This is a genomic window from Leisingera sp., assembly GCF_982940295.1.
This window is the reverse complement of record NZ_CEYXRG010000016.1, coordinates 1-17120: the sequence shown is the minus strand read 5'-3', so window position 1 is coordinate 17120 and position 17120 is coordinate 1. Positions and strand designations below refer to the sequence as shown.

The 17120-nt window shown below is 63.1% G+C and carries 17 protein-coding genes; 6 read left to right on the top strand and 11 right to left on the bottom strand.

The genetic code is table 11. The features are described from left to right. Positions 1-22 precede the first annotated feature (22 nt). Genes AC4HIX_RS14680 through AC4HIX_RS14665 form a run of 4 tightly spaced genes read right to left on the bottom strand, consistent with a single transcriptional unit; the run spans position 23 to position 2207 of the window. Positions 23-448, bottom strand: a complete 426-nt coding sequence (locus AC4HIX_RS14680) for a protein tyrosine phosphatase family protein (RefSeq protein ID WP_490399495.1) — start codon at positions 446-448, stop codon at positions 23-25. Between the two features lie 10 nt (positions 449-458). Continuing rightward, complete coding sequence (locus tag AC4HIX_RS14675; RefSeq protein ID WP_490399494.1) at positions 459-893, bottom strand: DUF6691 family protein; 435 nt, start codon at positions 891-893, stop codon at positions 459-461. Next, positions 893-1321 (bottom strand): YeeE/YedE family protein, encoded by a 429-nt coding sequence (locus AC4HIX_RS14670; RefSeq protein ID WP_490399493.1) that lies wholly within the window; start codon positions 1319-1321, stop codon positions 893-895. Before AC4HIX_RS14670 ends, AC4HIX_RS14675 begins: the two co-directional genes overlap by 1 nt. A 22-nt stretch (positions 1322-1343) precedes the next feature. Next, the gene (locus tag AC4HIX_RS14665) at positions 1344-2207 is read right to left on the bottom strand and encodes an MBL fold metallo-hydrolase (protein ID WP_490399492.1); all 864 of its coding nucleotides are present in this window, start codon (positions 2205-2207) and stop codon (positions 1344-1346) included. A 290-nt stretch (positions 2208-2497) separates the two neighbouring features. Between AC4HIX_RS14665 and AC4HIX_RS14660 the strand changes: the two genes are divergently transcribed. Further along, positions 2498-2713, top strand: a complete 216-nt coding sequence (locus AC4HIX_RS14660) for a hypothetical protein (RefSeq protein WP_475051454.1) — start codon at positions 2498-2500, stop codon at positions 2711-2713. A 20-nt stretch (positions 2714-2733) separates the two neighbouring features. Here the strand turns inward: AC4HIX_RS14660 and AC4HIX_RS14655 are convergent, their stop codons facing one another. Then, on the bottom strand, positions 2734-2952 hold the full coding sequence (locus AC4HIX_RS14655) for a hypothetical protein (RefSeq protein WP_490399491.1): 219 nt from the start codon (positions 2950-2952) through the stop codon (positions 2734-2736). A 193-nt stretch (positions 2953-3145) separates the two neighbouring features. Here AC4HIX_RS14655 and AC4HIX_RS14650 point away from each other — a divergent pair, with 193 nt between their 5' ends. Further along, the gene (locus AC4HIX_RS14650; protein WP_475051459.1) at positions 3146-3412 is read left to right on the top strand and encodes a DUF2312 domain-containing protein; all 267 of its coding nucleotides are present in this window, start codon (positions 3146-3148) and stop codon (positions 3410-3412) included. 1112 nt (positions 3413-4524) lie between these two features. On the opposite strand, the gene AC4HIX_RS14645 is transcribed toward AC4HIX_RS14650, so the two are convergent. Next, positions 4525-5148: a TetR/AcrR family transcriptional regulator gene (locus tag AC4HIX_RS14645; protein ID WP_490399490.1), complete on the bottom strand. Its 624-nt coding sequence runs from the start codon at positions 5146-5148 to the stop codon at positions 4525-4527. Between the two features lie 187 nt (positions 5149-5335). Between AC4HIX_RS14645 and AC4HIX_RS14640 the strand changes: the two genes are divergently transcribed. Beyond that, positions 5336-5566: a gamma-butyrobetaine hydroxylase-like domain-containing protein gene (locus AC4HIX_RS14640; RefSeq protein ID WP_490399489.1), complete on the top strand. Its 231-nt coding sequence runs from the start codon at positions 5336-5338 to the stop codon at positions 5564-5566. Between the two features lie 48 nt (positions 5567-5614). Continuing rightward, the gene (locus tag AC4HIX_RS14635) at positions 5615-5992 is read left to right on the top strand and encodes a TauD/TfdA family dioxygenase (protein WP_490399488.1); all 378 of its coding nucleotides are present in this window, start codon (positions 5615-5617) and stop codon (positions 5990-5992) included. An 89-nt stretch (positions 5993-6081) separates the two neighbouring features. On the opposite strand, the gene AC4HIX_RS14630 is transcribed toward AC4HIX_RS14635, so the two are convergent. The 4 genes from AC4HIX_RS14630 to AC4HIX_RS14615 are packed head-to-tail and all read right to left on the bottom strand — an operon-like array spanning position 6082 to position 11149. Beyond that, the gene (locus AC4HIX_RS14630; RefSeq protein WP_490399487.1) at positions 6082-6723 is read right to left on the bottom strand and encodes a sarcosine oxidase subunit gamma; all 642 of its coding nucleotides are present in this window, start codon (positions 6721-6723) and stop codon (positions 6082-6084) included. Next, complete coding sequence (locus AC4HIX_RS14625) at positions 6710-9613, bottom strand: sarcosine oxidase subunit alpha family protein (protein ID WP_490399486.1); 2904 nt, start codon at positions 9611-9613, stop codon at positions 6710-6712. Before AC4HIX_RS14625 ends, AC4HIX_RS14630 begins: the two co-directional genes overlap by 14 nt. Continuing rightward, a complete protein-coding gene (locus AC4HIX_RS14620) occupies positions 9610-9879 on the bottom strand; it encodes a sarcosine oxidase subunit delta (protein WP_490399485.1) in 270 nt (89 codons plus the stop codon). The genes AC4HIX_RS14625 and AC4HIX_RS14620 overlap by 4 nt, the downstream gene beginning before the upstream one ends. Positions 9880-9895: 16 nt before the next feature. After that, a complete protein-coding gene (locus AC4HIX_RS14615; RefSeq protein WP_490399484.1) occupies positions 9896-11149 on the bottom strand; it encodes a sarcosine oxidase subunit beta family protein in 1254 nt (417 codons plus the stop codon). A 181-nt stretch (positions 11150-11330) separates the two neighbouring features. Between AC4HIX_RS14615 and AC4HIX_RS14610 the strand changes: the two genes are divergently transcribed. Both AC4HIX_RS14610 and AC4HIX_RS14605 read left to right on the top strand, forming a co-directional pair. Beyond that, entirely contained in the window at positions 11331-12245 is a 915-nt protein-coding gene (locus AC4HIX_RS14610) for a LysR substrate-binding domain-containing protein (RefSeq protein ID WP_490399483.1), read from the top strand. Between the two features lie 120 nt (positions 12246-12365). Then, entirely contained in the window at positions 12366-13910 is a 1545-nt protein-coding gene (locus AC4HIX_RS14605) for a trimethylamine methyltransferase family protein (RefSeq protein ID WP_490399482.1), read from the top strand. Between the two features lie 312 nt (positions 13911-14222). Here AC4HIX_RS14605 and AC4HIX_RS14600 read toward each other — a convergent pair whose 3' ends face one another. Further along, entirely contained in the window at positions 14223-16643 is a 2421-nt protein-coding gene (locus tag AC4HIX_RS14600; RefSeq protein ID WP_490399481.1) for an FAD-dependent oxidoreductase, read from the bottom strand. Positions 16644-17120: the final 477 nt, after the last annotated feature.

Sequence of the window (17120 nt, the reverse complement as noted above, 5' to 3'; positions counted from 1 at the left end):
AGGCACACTTCCGGTCCACGGCTCAGCGGCTTGCCAGTGAATCCAGCGCAGGGCGCAGCCCATCCAGCTGATAGCCAGCCGCGCCGGTTTTCTCCAGAATATCGTCCGCGCTCATGTCGCTTGCCTGGCTCAGGGCCCAGACCACAGAGCTGCGCGTGCCGGAGGCGCAATAGGCCAGCACCGGGCCTTCGCCGCCCTCATACAGCTCCCGCTGCAGCGCCACGTTTTCCGGCGTCATGGTCTGATGGGTCAGAGGCAGAACCTCAAACCGCAGCCCCACGGCCTCTGCCGCGGCACGGATCGCCTCGGCCTGATGGCTGGGCGGCACTTCTTCATCCGGGCGGTTGCAGATCACAGTCTTGTAACCGGCGGCGGCAATGGCGGGCAGATCCTCAGCCGAGATCTGCGGCGAGACCGAATAGCGGGGGGTGATTACGCGTGCTTCCATGGGTGAGTCCTTACGCGTTTGCGGCGCCCCGGTCCAGATGCCGGCTGACCGCAGGGGCGGCTATCATGCCGCAGGCCATCGCCGCCAGGAATAGCGCGCCCTGCCAGCTGTTATAGCTGAGCGAGGCCATTGCCGGGCCGGGGCAGAGGCCCACCAGGCCCCAGCCGATGCCGAACAGCACCGAACCAAGGACAAGCCGCCGGTCCAGCTCTGCAGAGGGCGGGGAGGGGAAACTTCCGCCGGCGGCGGGTTTGCGGCCTGCGGTCAACCGCCATGCCAGCGCCATCGGCAGCAGCGCCCCGCCCATCACAAAGGCCAGGGTGGGATCCCAATGGCCGAAGATATCCAGGAAGCCCTGCACCTTGGCGGTGTCAGTCATCCCGGACAGCATCAGTCCTGCCCCGAACAGGCTGCCTGCAAGCAAAGCCAGGATAATACGAAGCATCAGATCACCCCCAGCATCTGGCGCAGCACCGCGAGTGTGAGGACGCCCGCCAGCATGAAGACCGCAGTGGCCGCAATCCCGCGCAGGGACAGGCGGGAAATGCCGCAGACCCCGTGGCCGGAGGTGCAGCCATTGGCAACGCGCGTGCCGATGCCCACCAGCAGGCCGGCCAGCACCAGAACCGCAGCATTGCTTGTGACATGGGTATCCGGAGTGCCGCCAGTCAGCAATGCGATCAGCAGCGGCATACCAATCACTCCGGCGATGAAGGCGATCCGCTCTGCCGCGGTGTTGCGGCCGCTGCCATCCAGCAGCCCGCCCAGGATGCCGCTGGCACCCATGATCCGGCCGTTGCCGAGCAGATACACTGCGCCGCCAAGCCCGATCAGCAGGCCGCCGCCCAGTCCCCAAATCCAGTCTGCTTGCATTGTCTTTCTCCGTCTGGCCCGGTCAGATCTTGTTCACCGGGATCTTCAGGAACACATCGCCCTGGTCATCCGGCTCAGGCATCTGGCCTGCGCGCATGTTCACCTGCAGTGAAGGCAGGATCAGCCGCGGCATTCCCAGCGTCGCATCGCGGGCGTCGCGCATTTCGACGAATTCCTCGATGCTGCGGCCCGCGCCCACATGCACGTTCAGCGCTTTCTGCTCGCCCACGGTGGTTTCCCAGGCATAGTCGTCGCGGCCCGGTGCCTTGTAGTCATGGCCGACGAAGATCCGGGTTTCATCCGGCAGCGCCAGGATTTTCTGGATGGAATTGTAAAGGTCGGCAGAGGAGCCGCCTGGAAAATCGCAGCGGGCGGTGCCGAAGTCGGGCATGAACAGCGTATCGCCGACAAAGGCGGCATCGCCGATCACATAGGTGAGGCAGGCCGGCGTATGGCCGGGTGTATGCAGCACCTCGCCGCGCAGCTGGCCGATCATGAAGCTGTCGCCTTCGCGGAACAGCTGGTCGAACTGGCTGCCGTCGCGCTGAAACTCGGTGCCTTCGTTGAACACCTTGCCGAATGTGTCCTGCACCACGGTAATCTGGTCGCCGATGCCGATCTTACCGCCCAGATGCTCTTGCAGATAGGGGGCGGCGGACAGGTGGTCGGCATGCACGTGGCTTTCCAGGATCCACTCCACCCGCAGCCCCTCGGCCTTGACCCAGGCGATGATGGTGTCGGCGGAGGCAGTGCTGGTGCGCCCGGCCGCGTGGTCAAAGTCCAAGACTGAGTCGATGATGGCGCAGGCCGTGCCTTCCGGATCGCGCACTGCATAAGACACCGTGTTGGTGGCTTCGTCGAAAAAAGCTTTGACGGCGGGGGTCATTTGTCAGTCTCCCTGGATGATGGGAAATCATATATTGATTTGAGAATGTGTTTCAAGGCCGCCAGTGCTGAGAGCGGCAGGTGCCCTTCAAATCATCGCAGCAGTCTGATGTGTGTCAAGGTAGGCGATGCGGCGCGGCGCTAGCATCCCGGGGTGTTTAGTAAAGCCGCAAAAGCGGCAGCAGGCCGTAAAAGATGCGCAAATTTACGGCATGGAGAACAATTTTTGCGGGATTTCGTATTCCTGTTGCGAAATACTGTCAAAATCGCAGGACGTAGGGAGGACTGCTTATGACAATGGACGATCTGTTTCACACCGTCGAACAGCTGGAAAGCAGAATTCAGCGGGAGACCGGAGCCACCCGGCTGGCGATGCGGCCCGAATTCATCCGGCTTTTGGATCACATGCGCAAAAAGGGCGCAGAGGTCCCGCGCCGGTTCCGCCGGCTGGAAGCCGCGCTGTGCGAAGAGGCGGTGGAAGAGATGTTCGACAATATGCCGGTTTGACGGCAGGGGCGACCCAGGCTTCAGCCCAGGAAAATTCCCACCATCACCAGCATCAGGCCCAAAACCGACAACAACAGGGCACCCAGATTATAGGGCAGCACCGATTGCACCACAGCACGCAGCGCGTCGTCATCCAGGTTCTGGCGGCGGGCGCGTGCGACCTTGATGATGCACCAGACCAGCCCAAGCAGCCCGGCAACGGACAAGGCGGCTCCGGTCCAGACAATTAGATCGAACATAGGCGTGCTCCTGCGGGTTTTTCGCTGCGCCGCGCCTAGCTGATCCGGACCGCGCGTGCAAGCCGTGCAGGCGCGGGTGCCGGAATTTGCCGCTTGGCGCGGCTCTGCCGCTTTCCCGGCTTGCGGCGCGGCGGGCGGGACGCTATCCCCTTGCTCCGACAGCAACAGACAGCATGTGCCGACGGAGCCGCAGATGGACATCACCGAAGACGAAAAGAGCGAAAACTACCGTGTGACCGCTGGCGAACTGCGCCAGTTTATCGAGCGGTTCGAGCGTCTGGACGAAGAGAAGAAGACCATCGCCGAGCAGCAGAAGGAAGTGATGGCCGAAGCCAAGGGGCGCGGCTATGACACCAAGGTGATGCGCAAGATCATCGCCCTGCGCAAGCGCGACGAGAACGACATCGCCGAAGAAGAGGCGGTGCTGGAAATGTACAAGGAAGCCTTGGACATGAAATAAAAGCGCTTACACGTGCTTTTAAGAACAAGTTCTCGGTAAGAGGGTTCATGTCGACAGCTGGCCCGGAATAGCGTCGCCCACAGATGGCGCAGTTGTTCCGGGCGAGCGGGCAACGAACACTCAAGTTATGTGTTGAGGGATAAACCCTGGCTGCTACTCGCGACTAAGCGGGTACCACCGGGGAATGTCTGACGCGCTTGTAGAAGCAACAAAAGGCAGATCCTCTCCTTAAGGCCCGCACTTTTGTTTTGGCGCCTTCGGCGCCGGAAGAAGTAAGGTCTGCTCTAGATAGATCATTGCGTCATTTTGGTTGTGATGTGGTCTTTGCTGGTTGGTACGGTTTCTTTCGTAAAGCGTTGGGACTGGATGGCGCGGGCAGCATTCCTACGACTGAAATTGAAGTCTGTCTGTTATGTCTATTCGAAGGTGCTGTGAAATGCGTGTCAGCATGGAACGCTCACACTGCAGATTTAGAAGTCTGATCGAAAATAGACAAAGAACGCCGTACACCGCTGCGGTAGGGCTCTAGGGAGCTTCCTGGGTTTCCTTCACAACCCTGACAGACAGTTCCTTGGCTGATCCAACCTGAACCTAGGCTGATTTGGTCCCCTTCAGCTAACTTCCCATGTCCGTCCCTGAAATTGGGCCAAGACAGAGGCTTGGAGTGCCCCATCTGAACTGGCCCACTGTTATGTTTAGGTAACGGAGGACTGAGAATGGCGAACAAGCGACACAAGCCGGAGGAAATAGTTCGGAAGCTGCGGCAGGTTGATGTGCTTGTCGGCCAGACCCGCCTTTTGCCCTTGCAGCTATTGCTACCGCAGAAACCCCTCGCTCCCGCAGCTCGAGGTTTCCGGCCGCGCGGCGAACTTCCCGTTTGCGGTCATTCGGGTCCGCGGAAATCGGCGGAGCGCAAACCGCCTTTCGCTGCAGTCATCTCAGACAAACGAGGCGCGGAGCAAGCGGCCAATTGGAAGACCAGACTAGTTGCAAGCAGGTAAAGTCTGGTAATTCTCTACGTCGCAGCGATTGGCATTGTTGAACCTGAACCAATTAGTACTAAGCCGGCTGCACAACCGTGACACCAAAACAGGTCCAGACGATGGAACACGTCAGGCAGGGGCTGTGCTTTTAGCGGCCAAGTAACATTCTAGCCAGTCCCAGCAGAAAACCTGAATTCTTGCCTTGTCGACAGCCTTTGGATTCAAGCAGCTTTCAAACCAGACACCTTCGAGGAATACCAAGAGGAAAGTAGCGAAAGTATGCGAATCTACAGATATTTTGCGTTCTTCGATAAGGCCTTGAATAAGGAGTTCGAAGGCTGCCCGCTGCTCCTGAAACGTTTCCTCAAAAGCAGATTTTAGAGCCGGGTTTGTCTGTGAAAGGCTCCAGAAACCTGTGTAGGTTCCAATAACGCCGTCGTTTGACCATTCGTTTGAAAAGTACAGCTGAAACAGCTGTTTCAGCCGCTCTTCGGCACTCAGTTCTGTGTTGCCGGTGATTGCGCGGACTTCGGCAAGGTATTGCTTTGCCATGTCCTGGTAGGCCTCGAGGAACAGGCTGTCCTTGCCGTCAAAGTAGTGGGTGAGCAGGCCCGGGGAAACCCCCAGGTCCTTGCAGATTTCCCGGACGCCAGTGCCTTGGGCACCGTATTTCGCAAGCGAATCCCTGGCTCCTTGCAGCATCAGCCGACGCCGGTCTTCGGGGTTTAGGCGCTGTCTCTTCTGGTTGGCCAAGGTTGATCCATCCCTGCCTGTTTTCGGGTAATTGTATACTTGTACAGCAACCGGCGGGAAGTGCAAACCATTTGCCCGTCACTGAAAATACTCAATTGTACAACTGAGTAGTAAGCCTTCACGTTAGCTGTGCATGTGTCCAATAGTTTGTGGCAGCACAGTTGGAATCGCAAACAGGAGCATGGGGATGTCTGCCAAAATCGAATCTTTTCAGGTGTCTGGCACGCAACTGGAGATTTGCTGGGCCGACACCGGCCGGGTCGCCCGCTATCCGGCGGTTTGGCTGCGCGACCACTGCCATAGTGCCCGCAGCATGAATCCGGAATCGCTGCAGCGGTCAGTTGACACCTTTGCAATTCCCGGTGATCTGGCACCTGTTTCCGCGCGGCTGGAGGCCGGGACGGTTGACGTGGCCTGACCGCAGGAGGCTGACGAAAGCGAGTACCCGGTATCCTTTCTGGAGGCTATGGCAGGACCGGGCCTGTGGCAGGAGGACCGTCCGAAGAGCCTGTGGATGGCGGCGGATCTGGAGGATGGGCTGTGGGCGATGTCCAACGATGCGGTGATGGCGGAGGACAGCAGCGGCTTGGCGGAGTGGCTGGATCTCGTCGACCGCCACGGGAATGCACTGGTGACCGGCGTCCCTGCCACTCCGGAGGCCACCGAGGAACTGCTGAAGCGGGTGGGCTATATCCGCCAAACCATTTTTAGCGGCTTCTGGGACTTCACCGCCAACAAGGCCTTTGCTGATACCGCCTATTCGACAGTGGAGATCGGCCCGCACACCGATGGCACCTATGCCATCGACTCTCCCGGCTACCCGTTGGAGGAGTTCGAAGTTTAGCCCCGGAGACTCAGCGAACGCCCAAGGGCCGCCAGATTTTCTCCGGCGGCCTTTTTGCGTTAGCACGGCGACTGGTGGAAGGCCGGGGGCTATGCGGAAAGGGCCACCGATACTGGGCAGCTGTCCTCCTGCGTGGTCGGAACTATCTCAACCGCCAGCCCGAATTCAGCGGCGGACAGGGCGAGCCACTCCCAGAGGCTGGCGGCATGGCTGGCCGGGATCAGCAGATCGAACTCCGAAGCGGAACAGCGGCGCAGGTGCAGCCTGGTGTGGGCCATCAGGGTGACGGCGCTGTGGCCGGGCCGGAAGCGGTCCAGATCCAGAACGCATCCCTTGGCCATCAGTGCGCAGGAGGCCGCGCCGCCAATCTGCAGCCGCAGCATGCCGCCGCCGGCGCTGCTGACGGCGGCATGCCTGCCAAGCGACTGTTTCAGCTCCTGCTCCAGCGCAGGGGCAGGGCGCGGGCTGATCAGGTGCCAGCAGTTGCTGGCCGCCCAGGCCAGGCAGTTGCCGCCAGCCACGCCGCTGCGTCCGGGGCTGGGCAGGTAGTTGAAACCGAAAGGTGCCAGCGCGGCGCCGGCGGCCGCTGCCTGGTCCCGGAAGGGCATGATCCGCAGCACGGTGGTGCCAGTCACGATCCGGACCTTCACCCCGGCAGGGCCTGCGGCGGGAATTCCGGCCAGGTCCAGGCCTTCGAGGCAGAACAGGGGGCTGGCTTCAGCTGCGCACACGGGCATTCTCCGGATCATAGAAATGGTGGGACACAATGGTGGCCGGGACGGGGTCTTCGCCATGCAAGGGGTCAATGATCTCAACCACCTCGCCCAGCCGCTCGCGCCCGCGTCGCACCAGGGCGATGGCGATATGGCTCTTCAGTGTCGGGCTCCAGGCGGCGGAGGTGATATAGCCGTCGTCGCTTTCCGGCACGAGGGGGGCGCCTCTTGCAGTGATATGGGCGCCCTGGCGGAAGCTGTGCGAGGGATCCAGGGGTTTCAGCCCCACCACCACTTCGCGGTCCGGATCGGTCAGCCCCGGACGGCTGCTGAGGGCGCGGCCGACAAAGTCCTTCTTGGCGGACATCATCATGCTAAGGCCCAGGTCCGCGGCGGTGGTGAATTTGTTCAGCTCCGAACTGACATGGCCCTTTTCGATGCGCAGCACGTCCAGCGCCTCGACCCCATAAGGCGTTATGCCGAACTCCGCACCTTCGCGCTCCAGCGCCTCGGCCAAGGGGCGGCCATAGGGGGACGGCACATAGATTTCATAGGCCAGCTCGCCCGAGAAGGAGATCCGGAACAGCCGTGCGGGCACGCCGTCCAACACGGTGCATTCGCGCGCCGCCAGGAAGGGCAGGGCGGCATTGCTCACATCCAGTTCCGGGGCGATCCGGGCCAGCACGTCACGGGCGCGGGGGCCTGCCAAGGTGATGCCGGCCCAGTCCTCGCCGGCGTCGGCAAAAACAACGTCCAGCTCCGGCCAGAGTACCTGAAGGCAGTATTCCAGATGGCTGATAACACTATCGGATTCTGCCGATGTGGTAGTGATGAAGTAGTGATCCTCAGCCAGCCTCGAGACGGTGCCGTCGTCCATCACGATGCCGTCCTCGCGCAGCATCAGCCCGTAGCGTGACTTGCCCACCGGCAGCTTGGCGAAGCCGTTGCTGTAGACCCCGTCGAGAAATGCCGGAGCATCGGGGCCTTGCAGGTCGATCTTGCCCAGCGTGGAGACATCGCAGAAACCGACCGAGCTGCGCACGGCCTGAACCTCGCGGCTGATGGCCTGGCTCATGGTCTCGCCGGGTTTGGGAAAATACTGGCTGCGGTGCCAGAGGCCGGATTCGATGAACACCCCGCCCTTGTCCTCGACCCAGCCATGCAGCGGGGTGCGCAGGATCGGGCGCCAGTGCCTGCCGCGGGAACGGCCCGCCAGCGCGCCGAGGCTGACCGGGCGGTAGGGCGGGCGGAAGCCGGTGGTGCCGACCTGGCCCATCGGCTTGTCCAGCGCCTTGGACATGGCGGCGATACCGTGGATGTTGGAGGTCTTGCCCTGATCGGTGGCCATGCCAAGGGTGGTGTAGCGTTTGACATGCTCGACCGAGCGGTAGCCCTCGCGGGTGGCCAGCGAGACGTCTGCCGCTGTCACGTCATGCTGCAAGTCTATGAATTTCTTTGACTTCCCTGCGCTGGTCTCGAAATAGGCGAAGTTGGCGGCGCGCGCTTCATTGGCCTCCAGATAGCTGTGGTAGTCCGCCAGATTGGCGCTGTCCGGGGCGGCAAGGCGTTTGCCGGCGGCCTCACCCGCCATCCGGCCGTGGGTCAGGCAATCGTCGCGGTCGTCCAGCCCGGCCAGGCTGCCAGTGCAGAGGAAGTCGGCGCCCGCCATGTCCTGCGGCAGGAAGGCCTGCAGGCCGTCGCTCCAGCGCGGTTTCTGGCCGCGTTGTGCCAGCAGCTGCACCGCCGGGTTCCAGCCGCCGGAGACGCAGACCGCGTCGCAGTCCAGCTTGCGGCGGCTGCCGTCCTTGTGGCGCAGGGTGACGCCGGTGACCGCGGTGCGGCCATGCACGGTTTCGATCTCATCGCCGTTGCGGGCGTCGGCCACCGCGGCGACGGTCACGCCAGCCGCCCCCAGCGCCTTGGCCAGGCCTGCGGTGCTGTCGTTGGTGGTGAAGATCACCGCGCGGCTGCCGGGGCGGACGCCGTAGTCGCGCAAGTAGCGCTCGGCGGCGGAGGCGAGCATCACGCCGGGGCGGTCGTTGTTGCCAAAGACCAGCGAGCGTTCATGGGCCCCGGTGGCAAGAACCACCTGGGAGGCCACGATCTTCCACATCCGCTGGCGCGGCTGATGGGCGGCGGGGACGGGCAGGTGGTCGGAGACCTGCTCAACTGCGCCGAAGGTGTTGTTGTCATACCAGCCGAACACCATCGTGCGGGGCAGGATACGGACGTTCTCCAGCGCCTCCAGTTCGGCGATGTCCTGTTCCAGGCCGGTGCTGTCAAAACCGCCAAGGCGGGGGTGTTCCTCCACCAGGGTCACCCGGGCGCCGCCTTGGGCGGCGGCGCGGGCGGCGCTGAGGCCTGCGGCCCCGCCGCCGATCACCAGGATATCGCAGTGGTGGTGGATCTTCTCATAGGTGTCGGGGTCGATGCTGCCGGACAGGCGGCCCATGCCTGCGGCGCGGCGGATCACCGGCTCATAGAGGCCGGTCCAGAATTTTGCGGGCCATTTGAAGGTCTTGTAGTAGAACCCCGCGGCAAAGAACGGTGAAAACAGCTGGTTCACCGACAACAGGTCATAGCGCAGCGAGGGCCAGCGGTTCTGGCTGGCGGTCTCCAGCCCGTCAAAGAGCTCCACCATGGTGGCGGGGATGTTGGGTTCCTGGCGGGCGCCGCTGCGCAGCTGCACCAGGGCGCTGGGTTCATGCGGGTCGCAGGTGAAGATGCCGCGCGGGCGGTGGTACTTGAAGCTGCGCGCGACCAGGCGGACGCCATTGGCCAGGAGGGCAGAGGCGAGGGTGTCGCCCTCAAAGCCGCTGTAGCGCTTGCCGTCGAAGGTGAAGCTGATGGGCTTGCTGCGGTCGAGGCGGCGGCCTGTGCCATTCAGCCGGTGGGTTTGGCGGGTCATCGCTGCACCTCCCCGCCGGGACGGGTCTGAATGGCCTGAGTGATCTCATGGGTGACGGTGTTGCGGTCGACAACCAGCCAACTGCCGCAGCCCTGGGCGTGGCGCCAGTGTTCGCGGTGGGGGCCCTTGGGGTTGTCACGCAGGTAAACGTAATTCACCCAGGCCTCCATCGGGGCGTCTGCGGCGGGGCGGGTGAGGGTGGCGTCGCCGCGGTAGGTGAATTCTTCCAGCGGGCGGTCGCCGCACAGCGGGCAGGGGATGCGCATGGGGTGTCAGCCCTCCTCAGTGATGGTTGGGGAAGGGGCCGCCGCCGGTGGCATCCACCGGGCGGCCTTCGGCAAAACGGCCGAGGTGGAACGGCGCGTTGTACTTATGCGGCGCGTCGTTGGCGACGGTATGGGCAAAGCACCAGGCAGCGCCGGGGATTGCCTTGAAGCCGGTGTAGTTCCAGCCGCCGTTCAGATAGAGACCCTCGACCTGCGTCTTGCAGATGTACGGCGAGCCATCCATCGTCATGTCGACCACGCCGGCCCAGTGGCGCAGCAGGCGCACCCGGCCCAGGCTGGGCAGGAACATCATCATCGCCTCGGCCACGTCCTCGACAATCGGCAGGTTGCCGCGCTGCGCAAAGCTGTTGTAGCCGTCAAGCATGCCCCCGAAGACCAGGCCGCCCTTGTCGGACTGGCTGATGTAGAGGTGGCCGACGCCAAAGGTGGCGACAGTGTCGACGCAGGGTTTCACCGCCTCGGAGACAAAGGCCTGCAGCTTGTGGCTTTCGACCGGCAGCTTGACCCCGGCCATCTGCATCACCTGGCTTGTATGGCCCGCCACCGCGACGGCGACCTTGCCCGCGCCGATGCGGCCGCGGGTGGTCTCCACCCCGGTCATGCGGCCATTGGCGTCACGCTCGAACCCGGTGACCTCGCAGTTCTGGATGATATCGACGCCCAGGCGGTCGGCGGCGCGGGCATAGCCCCAGACGACGGCATCGTGGCGGGCATTGCCCGCGCGCGGCTGCAGGAGGCCGCCCAGCACCGGGAAACGGCCATTGTTTTCGTCAACCAGCGGCATCATCTCCAGCACCTGCTTGCGGTCCAGCATCACCGCGTCGACGCCGTTCATGATCATCGCGTTGCCGCGGCGCACCGCCTCGTCGCGCTGGCTGTCGGTGTGGAAGATGTCGAGCACGCCGCGCTGGGAGAACATCACGTTGTAGTTCAGCTCCTCGCTGAGGCCCTCCCACAGTTTCAGCGACCACTCCAGCAGGGGGATTTCGCTGTTCAAGAGGTAGTTGGAGCGCACGATGGTGGTGTTGCGGCCAACGTTGCCGCTGCCGATCCAGCCCTTTTCCAGCACCGCCACATTGGTGATGCCATGGTTCTTGGCCAGGTAATAGGCGGTCGCCAGGCCGTGGCCGCCGCCGCCGATGATCACCACGTCATAGTGTTTCCGTGGTTCCGGATGGCGGAAGGCCTCGGGCCAGCCCTGATGGCCGCGGAGGGCCTGTTTCACCAAGGATGTGATCGAATACTGCATCGTCTCCGGCGCCCGTTACAGGCTTCGTTGTGCTGGGAATTTTACCGGACGATGATGGAGCGGCGGGGGCTGCCGCTGACAGGGCAAAAAAATTCAGTGGTGGCACAAAATAAATCTTCAATTGAGAAATCAGTCGCTTGCCGTCAAATTGGACGGACCCGGAATATCGGTGGATAGAACCATGAAGAGACGGCTTCCCCCTTTCGCTGCAGTTAAGGCTTTTGAGGCGGCGGCGCGCCACTGCAACTTTCAGCTGGCTGCCGAGGAACTGGGCATCTCGGCCTCAGCCGTCAGCCATCAGGTCAAGGCGCTGGAGGATTTCGTGGCGCTGCCACTGTTCATCCGGCGCAACAACCGGCTGATCCTGCGTGAAGAAGGCCAGGCCTATTTCGAACGCCTGAGTGTTGCGCTGGATGGGATCGAGATGGCTACGGATGCGCTGGCGCGTTCAACCGGGCGGTCGCAGCTGACGCTGAACCTGTTCCCATCGCTGGCCGATGTGTGGCTGATTCCGCAGCTAGGGGATTTTCATCAGAAGCACTCCGATATCGCCGTCCGGCTGAGCACCTCCGAGCTGGGGGGGGATGGTTTGAACCGGGAGGCGGATTTTGCCCTGGTCTATCTGCCGAAGGACAAGGTGCCGGAGAATGCCGCGGTGCTGTTTTCCGATGATATCGTGCCGGTGGCGTCGCCGGAGTATCTGGCGGCGCACGGGCATATCGAAGGCCCGAAGGATTTGCTGCAGCACACCCTGATCGCCAGCCTGTCGGAAGATGAGGAATGGAAGTCCTGGTTCGAGTCGCAGGGGGTCGCGGATCACCGGAATGCACGCTACTTGGAGCTGGACATGTGCTCCAGCTGCCTGAAAGCGGCCAAGGAAGGGCTGGGAATCACCATGGGCCGCAGGCCGTACCTGGATCATGATCTGGCGGCCGGCCTCCTGGTGGCGCCATTGCCGGCGGTTGTTTCCACCGGCTGGTGCTTGGCGCTAGTGACCACCCCCCGCGGCGCTGGCTTGCCGTATGGACCGCGCTTCCGGAATTGGATGATCACGGTGAGCGGCGAGTCCGGGAAATCCTGGGCGGCGCTCGGTTGAGCCAGGCAGGCTGCGGGACGCTTTACTGTACGATTGAGCAATAAGGATTGCGCGAGGTTAATTTTCGTGCTTACTTATTGTACAAGTGAACAGTATATAGCTCTCCGCAGGAAGGAAGCCATGACCCGAACCACTGCACGCAGACGCGCCCGCGGCGGCGCCCGGCCGGACCGCAGCGGCGGTGCTGTAACCCAGTCGCCCTGGACCCAGGTGCGCTACCGCACTGCCCCCACAAATGTGCTGAGTGCCGATCAGGTGGAGGCGATCCACGAGGCCTCGCTGACGATCCTGGAGGAGATCGGCGTCAAGGTGCTGGACCCCGAGGCGCGGCGCTATCTGCAGGAGGCCGGGGCCAAGGTGGACCACGGCGAGGAGATGGCCTGGCTCGACCGCGGGCTGGTGGAAGAGAAGCTGAAGCTGCCGCCGTCGTCTTTTACGCTGCACGCCCGCAACCCGGCGCGCAATGTGCAGCTAGGCGATGACTGCGCGATCTTTGCCTCAGTCGGCGGCCCGGCCTTTGTCTCCGATCTCGACAAGGGGCGGCGTCAGGGCACCTATGCGGAGATGTGTGATTTTATCCGGCTGGTGCAGAGCCTGAACATCCTGCATCAGGAAGGCGGCGGCCCGTTCGAGGCGCTGGACCTGCCGCAGGAGAGCCGCCACCTGGACCTGCATTTCGCGCAGATCACCCTGACCGACAAGAACTGGCAGCCCTGGGGGCTGGGCGCCGACCGTGCCCGTGACGGGCTGGAAATGGCGGCGATCTCCTTGGGCTGCGCGCGCGAGGATCTGATCGGCAAGCCGGTTTTCACCACCGTGATCAACACCAACTCGCCGTTGCAGATCGACGGGCCAATGGGGGAGGGGCTGATCGAGATGGCCAAGCATGGCCAGCCGGTGATCATCACGCCCTTCACGCTGGCGGGGGCGATGTCGCCGGTGACGATTGCGGGTGCGCTGACCCAGCAGAACGCCGAGGCGCTGTCCGGCATCGTGCTGGCGCAATGCGTGCGGCCGGGCACTCCGGTGATCTATGGCGGCTTCACCTCCAACGTGGATATGAAAACCGGTTCACCGGCCTTTGGCACCCCGGAATACACCCTGGCGGCGCAGGCCACCGGGCAGCTGGCGCGCCGTTACGGCATTCCGTTCCGCTCCAGCAATGTGACCGCCTCCAACGCGGTGGATGCGCAGGCGGCCTATGAAAGCCAGATGTCGCTGTGGGGCGCGATGAGCGGCCATGTGCATCTGCTGAATCAGGGCGCAGGCTGGCTGGGCGGCGGGTTGGTGGCCTCCTTCGAGAAGCTGATCATCGATGCCGAGATGCTGCAGATGATGGCGGCGGCGCAGCAGCCGTTCGAGGTGTCCGATGCCGCCATCGGCCTGGATGCGATCCGCGAAGTGGGCCCGTGCGGCCATTTCTTTGGCACCCAGCACACGCTGGATCGCTATGAAAGCGCCTTTTACACACCGCTGGTGTCCGACTGGGACAATTACGAGAACTGGAGCGACCGCGGCAGCAAGGACAGCGCGCAGCGCGCCAACGGGATCTGGAAGCAGATGCTGGCCCAGTATGAGCAGCCGCCGATCGACGCGGCCATCGAGGACCAGTTGAAGGATTACATGGCCCGCCGCAAGCAGGAGATCCACGGCAGCGCGGCCTGACCTGCGAACACCTCTCCCAGCCTTGTGCGGCAGCGGAGCTGCATGAGGTCTTACTGCCCGGCTTCCCCATGGCCGGGCAGCTTTTTTATGGGCTGCTGCAGGCTGCCTGTGCCTGGCACTCCCTTTCCGCACTCCTTCCGGACTTGGCCCTCAGCCGCAGGCTGCGGCTGCGCCGCTTTGCGGTGCAAATGGCGGCAGGCGCGCAGTCGGGAAACGAAAAGAACCGGAGCAGGCCCGATGGGCGCTGCTCCGGTTCGCGGGGCTGGATGCGGTGAGGATAATGCCCCAGCCCCTTCCGGTATTGGCGGCGTGTCAGCTGCGCATCCGCAGGCCCTCGGGGTCGACCGGCGGGGCGGTCAGCAGTCGCGCATTGCACCGTTTGCCCACGATGTCGATCTCATATTCGGCGTTTGCGTCGATGGCGTTGGGGTAGAGGTAGCCGAGCGCCAGGCTGGTGCCCGCGCAGTAGCCGTAGCCGCCGGAGCTGGTGTAGCCCGCCAGCTTGCCATTGAGGAACACTGGCTCGCCGCCATAGGCGTCGGCCTCATCCGCGTCGACGGTGAATTGCACGAAACATTCCCGCGGCCCGGCCTCCTTGGCGGCCAGGGCAGCCTCGCGGCCGATGAAGTCCCCTTTGCCGTAGCGGACAAAGCGTGCCAGTGCAGTTTCGTGGGCGTAGTAGTCGGAGGTGAGCTCCATGTTCCAGCCGGCAAAGCCCTTTTCCAGCCGCAGCGCCATCAGCGCGTGGCCGCCTGCGAGGGTCAGGCCATGGGGGGCGCCCGCTGCCAGGATCTCCTCGAACAGCGTGCGCTGGTATTCCATCGGCATGTAGATCTCGTAACCGCATTCGCCGGTGTAGGAGACCCGGATGACAAAGGCGCCGGGGCAGGGGCCCAGCTCCATCTCGCGGCCCGACAGGAAGGGGAAGTCGGCGCTGTTGAAGCTGACGCCCGGGGCGACGGCAGCCATGATGGCCTTGGCGTTGGGGCCGGCCACATGCAGGCCCGCATAGCGGTTGGTGAGGTTTTCATAAGCGACGCCGGATTCGGGCATGGTCTCCAGGAACCAGCGCTCGTGGATTTTCTCCATCGACCCGGAGCCCAGCACCAGGCAGCTGTCCGCGCTGAGGCGGGTGACGGTGAAATCGCCGATCACCTTGCCTTGCTGGCTGAGCATCGGGCAGAGCGCTGTTTTACCTATCGCCGGGATCCTGTTGGCCATGATGCGGTCCAGATAGGCCACGGTACCGGCGCCGCTGAAGCGGTATTTGCCGTAGCTGGTCAGCTCGAACAGGCCGGCGGTCTCCCGCACGGCGTGCGCCTCCCGGGCCACGGCTCCGAACCAGGCGGGGCGCTCGTAGGAATAGCTCTGCTGCCGCTCGGCGTCGTTGGCGGCAAACCAATAGGCGTCTTCCCAGCCGCAGGTCTCGCCGAAGACCGCGCCTGAGTCTTTCAGCCGGTCGTAGATGGGCGAGGTCTTCATCGGGCGGGCTGCCGGGAAGGTCTGGTAGGGGTAGATGCGGCTGGAGCGGTTTTCGTACCAGTATTTGGTCATCTGCTTGGCATAGCGGCTGCCGGCATAATCGCCGTAGCGGGCCACGTCCCAGAAGCTGACGTCCAGCGAGGGCTCGCCGTCGATGATCCATTCCGCCAGCACCTTGCCGATGCCGCCGCCCTGGTTGAAGCCGGTCATTACGCCGTTGGCGCAGAAATAGCCCGGCTTGCCAGGGTAGGGGCCGATCAGCGGGCCGAGGTCGGGGGAAAAGATCATCGGGCCGTTGATGACGCTCTTGATGCCGGCATCGGCGAGGCTGGGGATCAGCTCGACCGCCTGCAGGAATTCATCCTCCATGCGGCTGAGGTCGTCGGGCAATAGCTCGTGGCCGAAGTCCAGCGGGGTGCCGTCTTCGGCCCAGTGGATGCATTTGCTCTCATAGGCGCCGATCAGCAGGCCCTTGCCTTCTGGGCGCATGTAGAGGTTGGCATCGGCGTAGGAGAGCAGCGCGTGATCGCTGCCGATGTCGGCCATTTCGGGTATTTCTTCGGTCACCAGATAGTGGTGCTCCACCGGCATCAGCGGCAGCGTGATGCCTGCCAGTGCCGCCACTTCGCGGCCCCAGAGGCCGGCGGCATTGACCACGTAATCGGCGGTGATGGTGCCGTTTTCAGTCACCACGTCCCACTTGCCGTCGTGGCGCTGGTTGGTTTCCAGAACCGGGGTGTGGCGGTGGATTGTGGCGCCATAGTTGCGCGCAGCCTTGGCAAAGGCATGGGTGACGCTGGCCGGATCGCAGTAACCTGCGGTCTTTTCGTGCAGGATCGCGGTCAGATCATCGGTGTTGAGGGTCGGAGCAAGCTCCTTGGCGCGCTCCGGGGAGATGAATTCGGATTCGATGCCGTAGCGCTTGCCGAAGGCATGGGCGATGGCCAGCGTCTTGATCTCTTCGGCGTCCTTGGCGACCAGCAGCTCGCCGTTGTAGTGCAGGCCGCAGTCCTGACCGCTTTCGCGCTCCAGCTCCGGGTAGAGGTCGATGGTGTACTTTTGCAGAACCGCAGCGTTGCCTGGGGCAGTCAGGGTGAACAGGTTGCCGGCCGCGTGCCAGGAGGAGCCTGCGGTCAGTTCCTGCCGTTCCAGCAGCACCACATCCTTCCAGCCCCGTTTGGCCAGGTGGTAGAGGATGCTGCAACCGACGACCCCGCCGCCGATAATGACCACTCTTGCTTTCGTTTCCATTACGCTCGCCCTGCCGTCGCTGAGGTTTCGGTTGAAAAACTGTCGAGCAGGGGGCGGGTGAACTCAAACAAATTAAATTGCGGGGTCCTCAAATTTGATTCTGCGGCCGAATCCGACGGTGTAATTTTCTTGGTGACGAACGAAATTTATTTAGTTGAGATGAATCCATTGCTGCCGGATCGTTAGGGGACCACGACCCGACGGCCGGTCAGGGAACGGCATCACGGCAGCTCGCAAGACTAGGCCGTTCCGGGTGCCGGGGCGGCAGTTGGGTCACCGGAATGTCCAATTCTAGCGCCTGCAAGATTCTGCGGTGCCTGCTGAAGATACCTACACGGCGCTTGGGAGAAATTGGGGCGCTTTCTCCAACCGGAATTAGCGTCAATGCCAGAGAGGAATGAAAATTGTACATTCAAAGCGAAGCTGGCAAAGGCCTGGCGCTCAGCGCCCCGGCTTCGCTTTATGTGGGGCTGCTGG

Coding starts and splice junctions, on each gene's coding strand:
- AC4HIX_RS14680 (WP_490399495.1), bottom strand. CDS start 448: ATGGAAGCACGCGTAATCACCCCCCGCTATTCGGTCTCGCCGCAGATC.
- AC4HIX_RS14675 (WP_490399494.1), bottom strand. CDS start 893: ATGCTTCGTATTATCCTGGCTTTGCTTGCAGGCAGCCTGTTCGGGGCA.
- AC4HIX_RS14670 (WP_490399493.1), bottom strand. CDS start 1,321: ATGCAAGCAGACTGGATTTGGGGACTGGGCGGCGGCCTGCTGATCGGG.
- AC4HIX_RS14665 (WP_490399492.1), bottom strand. CDS start 2,207: ATGACCCCCGCCGTCAAAGCTTTTTTCGACGAAGCCACCAACACGGTG.
- AC4HIX_RS14660 (WP_475051454.1), top strand. CDS start 2,498: ATGACAATGGACGATCTGTTTCACACCGTCGAACAGCTGGAAAGCAGA.
- AC4HIX_RS14655 (WP_490399491.1), bottom strand. CDS start 2,952: ATGTTCGATCTAATTGTCTGGACCGGAGCCGCCTTGTCCGTTGCCGGG.
- AC4HIX_RS14650 (WP_475051459.1), top strand. CDS start 3,146: ATGGACATCACCGAAGACGAAAAGAGCGAAAACTACCGTGTGACCGCT.
- AC4HIX_RS14640 (WP_490399489.1), top strand. CDS start 5,336: ATGTCTGCCAAAATCGAATCTTTTCAGGTGTCTGGCACGCAACTGGAG.
- AC4HIX_RS14635 (WP_490399488.1), top strand. CDS start 5,615: ATGGCAGGACCGGGCCTGTGGCAGGAGGACCGTCCGAAGAGCCTGTGG.
- AC4HIX_RS14625 (WP_490399486.1), bottom strand. CDS start 9,613: ATGACCCGCCAAACCCACCGGCTGAATGGCACAGGCCGCCGCCTCGAC.
- AC4HIX_RS14620 (WP_490399485.1), bottom strand. CDS start 9,879: ATGCGCATCCCCTGCCCGCTGTGCGGCGACCGCCCGCTGGAAGAATTC.
- AC4HIX_RS14615 (WP_490399484.1), bottom strand. CDS start 11,149: ATGCAGTATTCGATCACATCCTTGGTGAAACAGGCCCTCCGCGGCCAT.
- AC4HIX_RS14610 (WP_490399483.1), top strand. CDS start 11,331: ATGAAGAGACGGCTTCCCCCTTTCGCTGCAGTTAAGGCTTTTGAGGCG.
- AC4HIX_RS14605 (WP_490399482.1), top strand. CDS start 12,366: ATGACCCGAACCACTGCACGCAGACGCGCCCGCGGCGGCGCCCGGCCG.
- AC4HIX_RS14600 (WP_490399481.1), bottom strand. CDS start 16,643: ATGGAAACGAAAGCAAGAGTGGTCATTATCGGCGGCGGGGTCGTCGGT.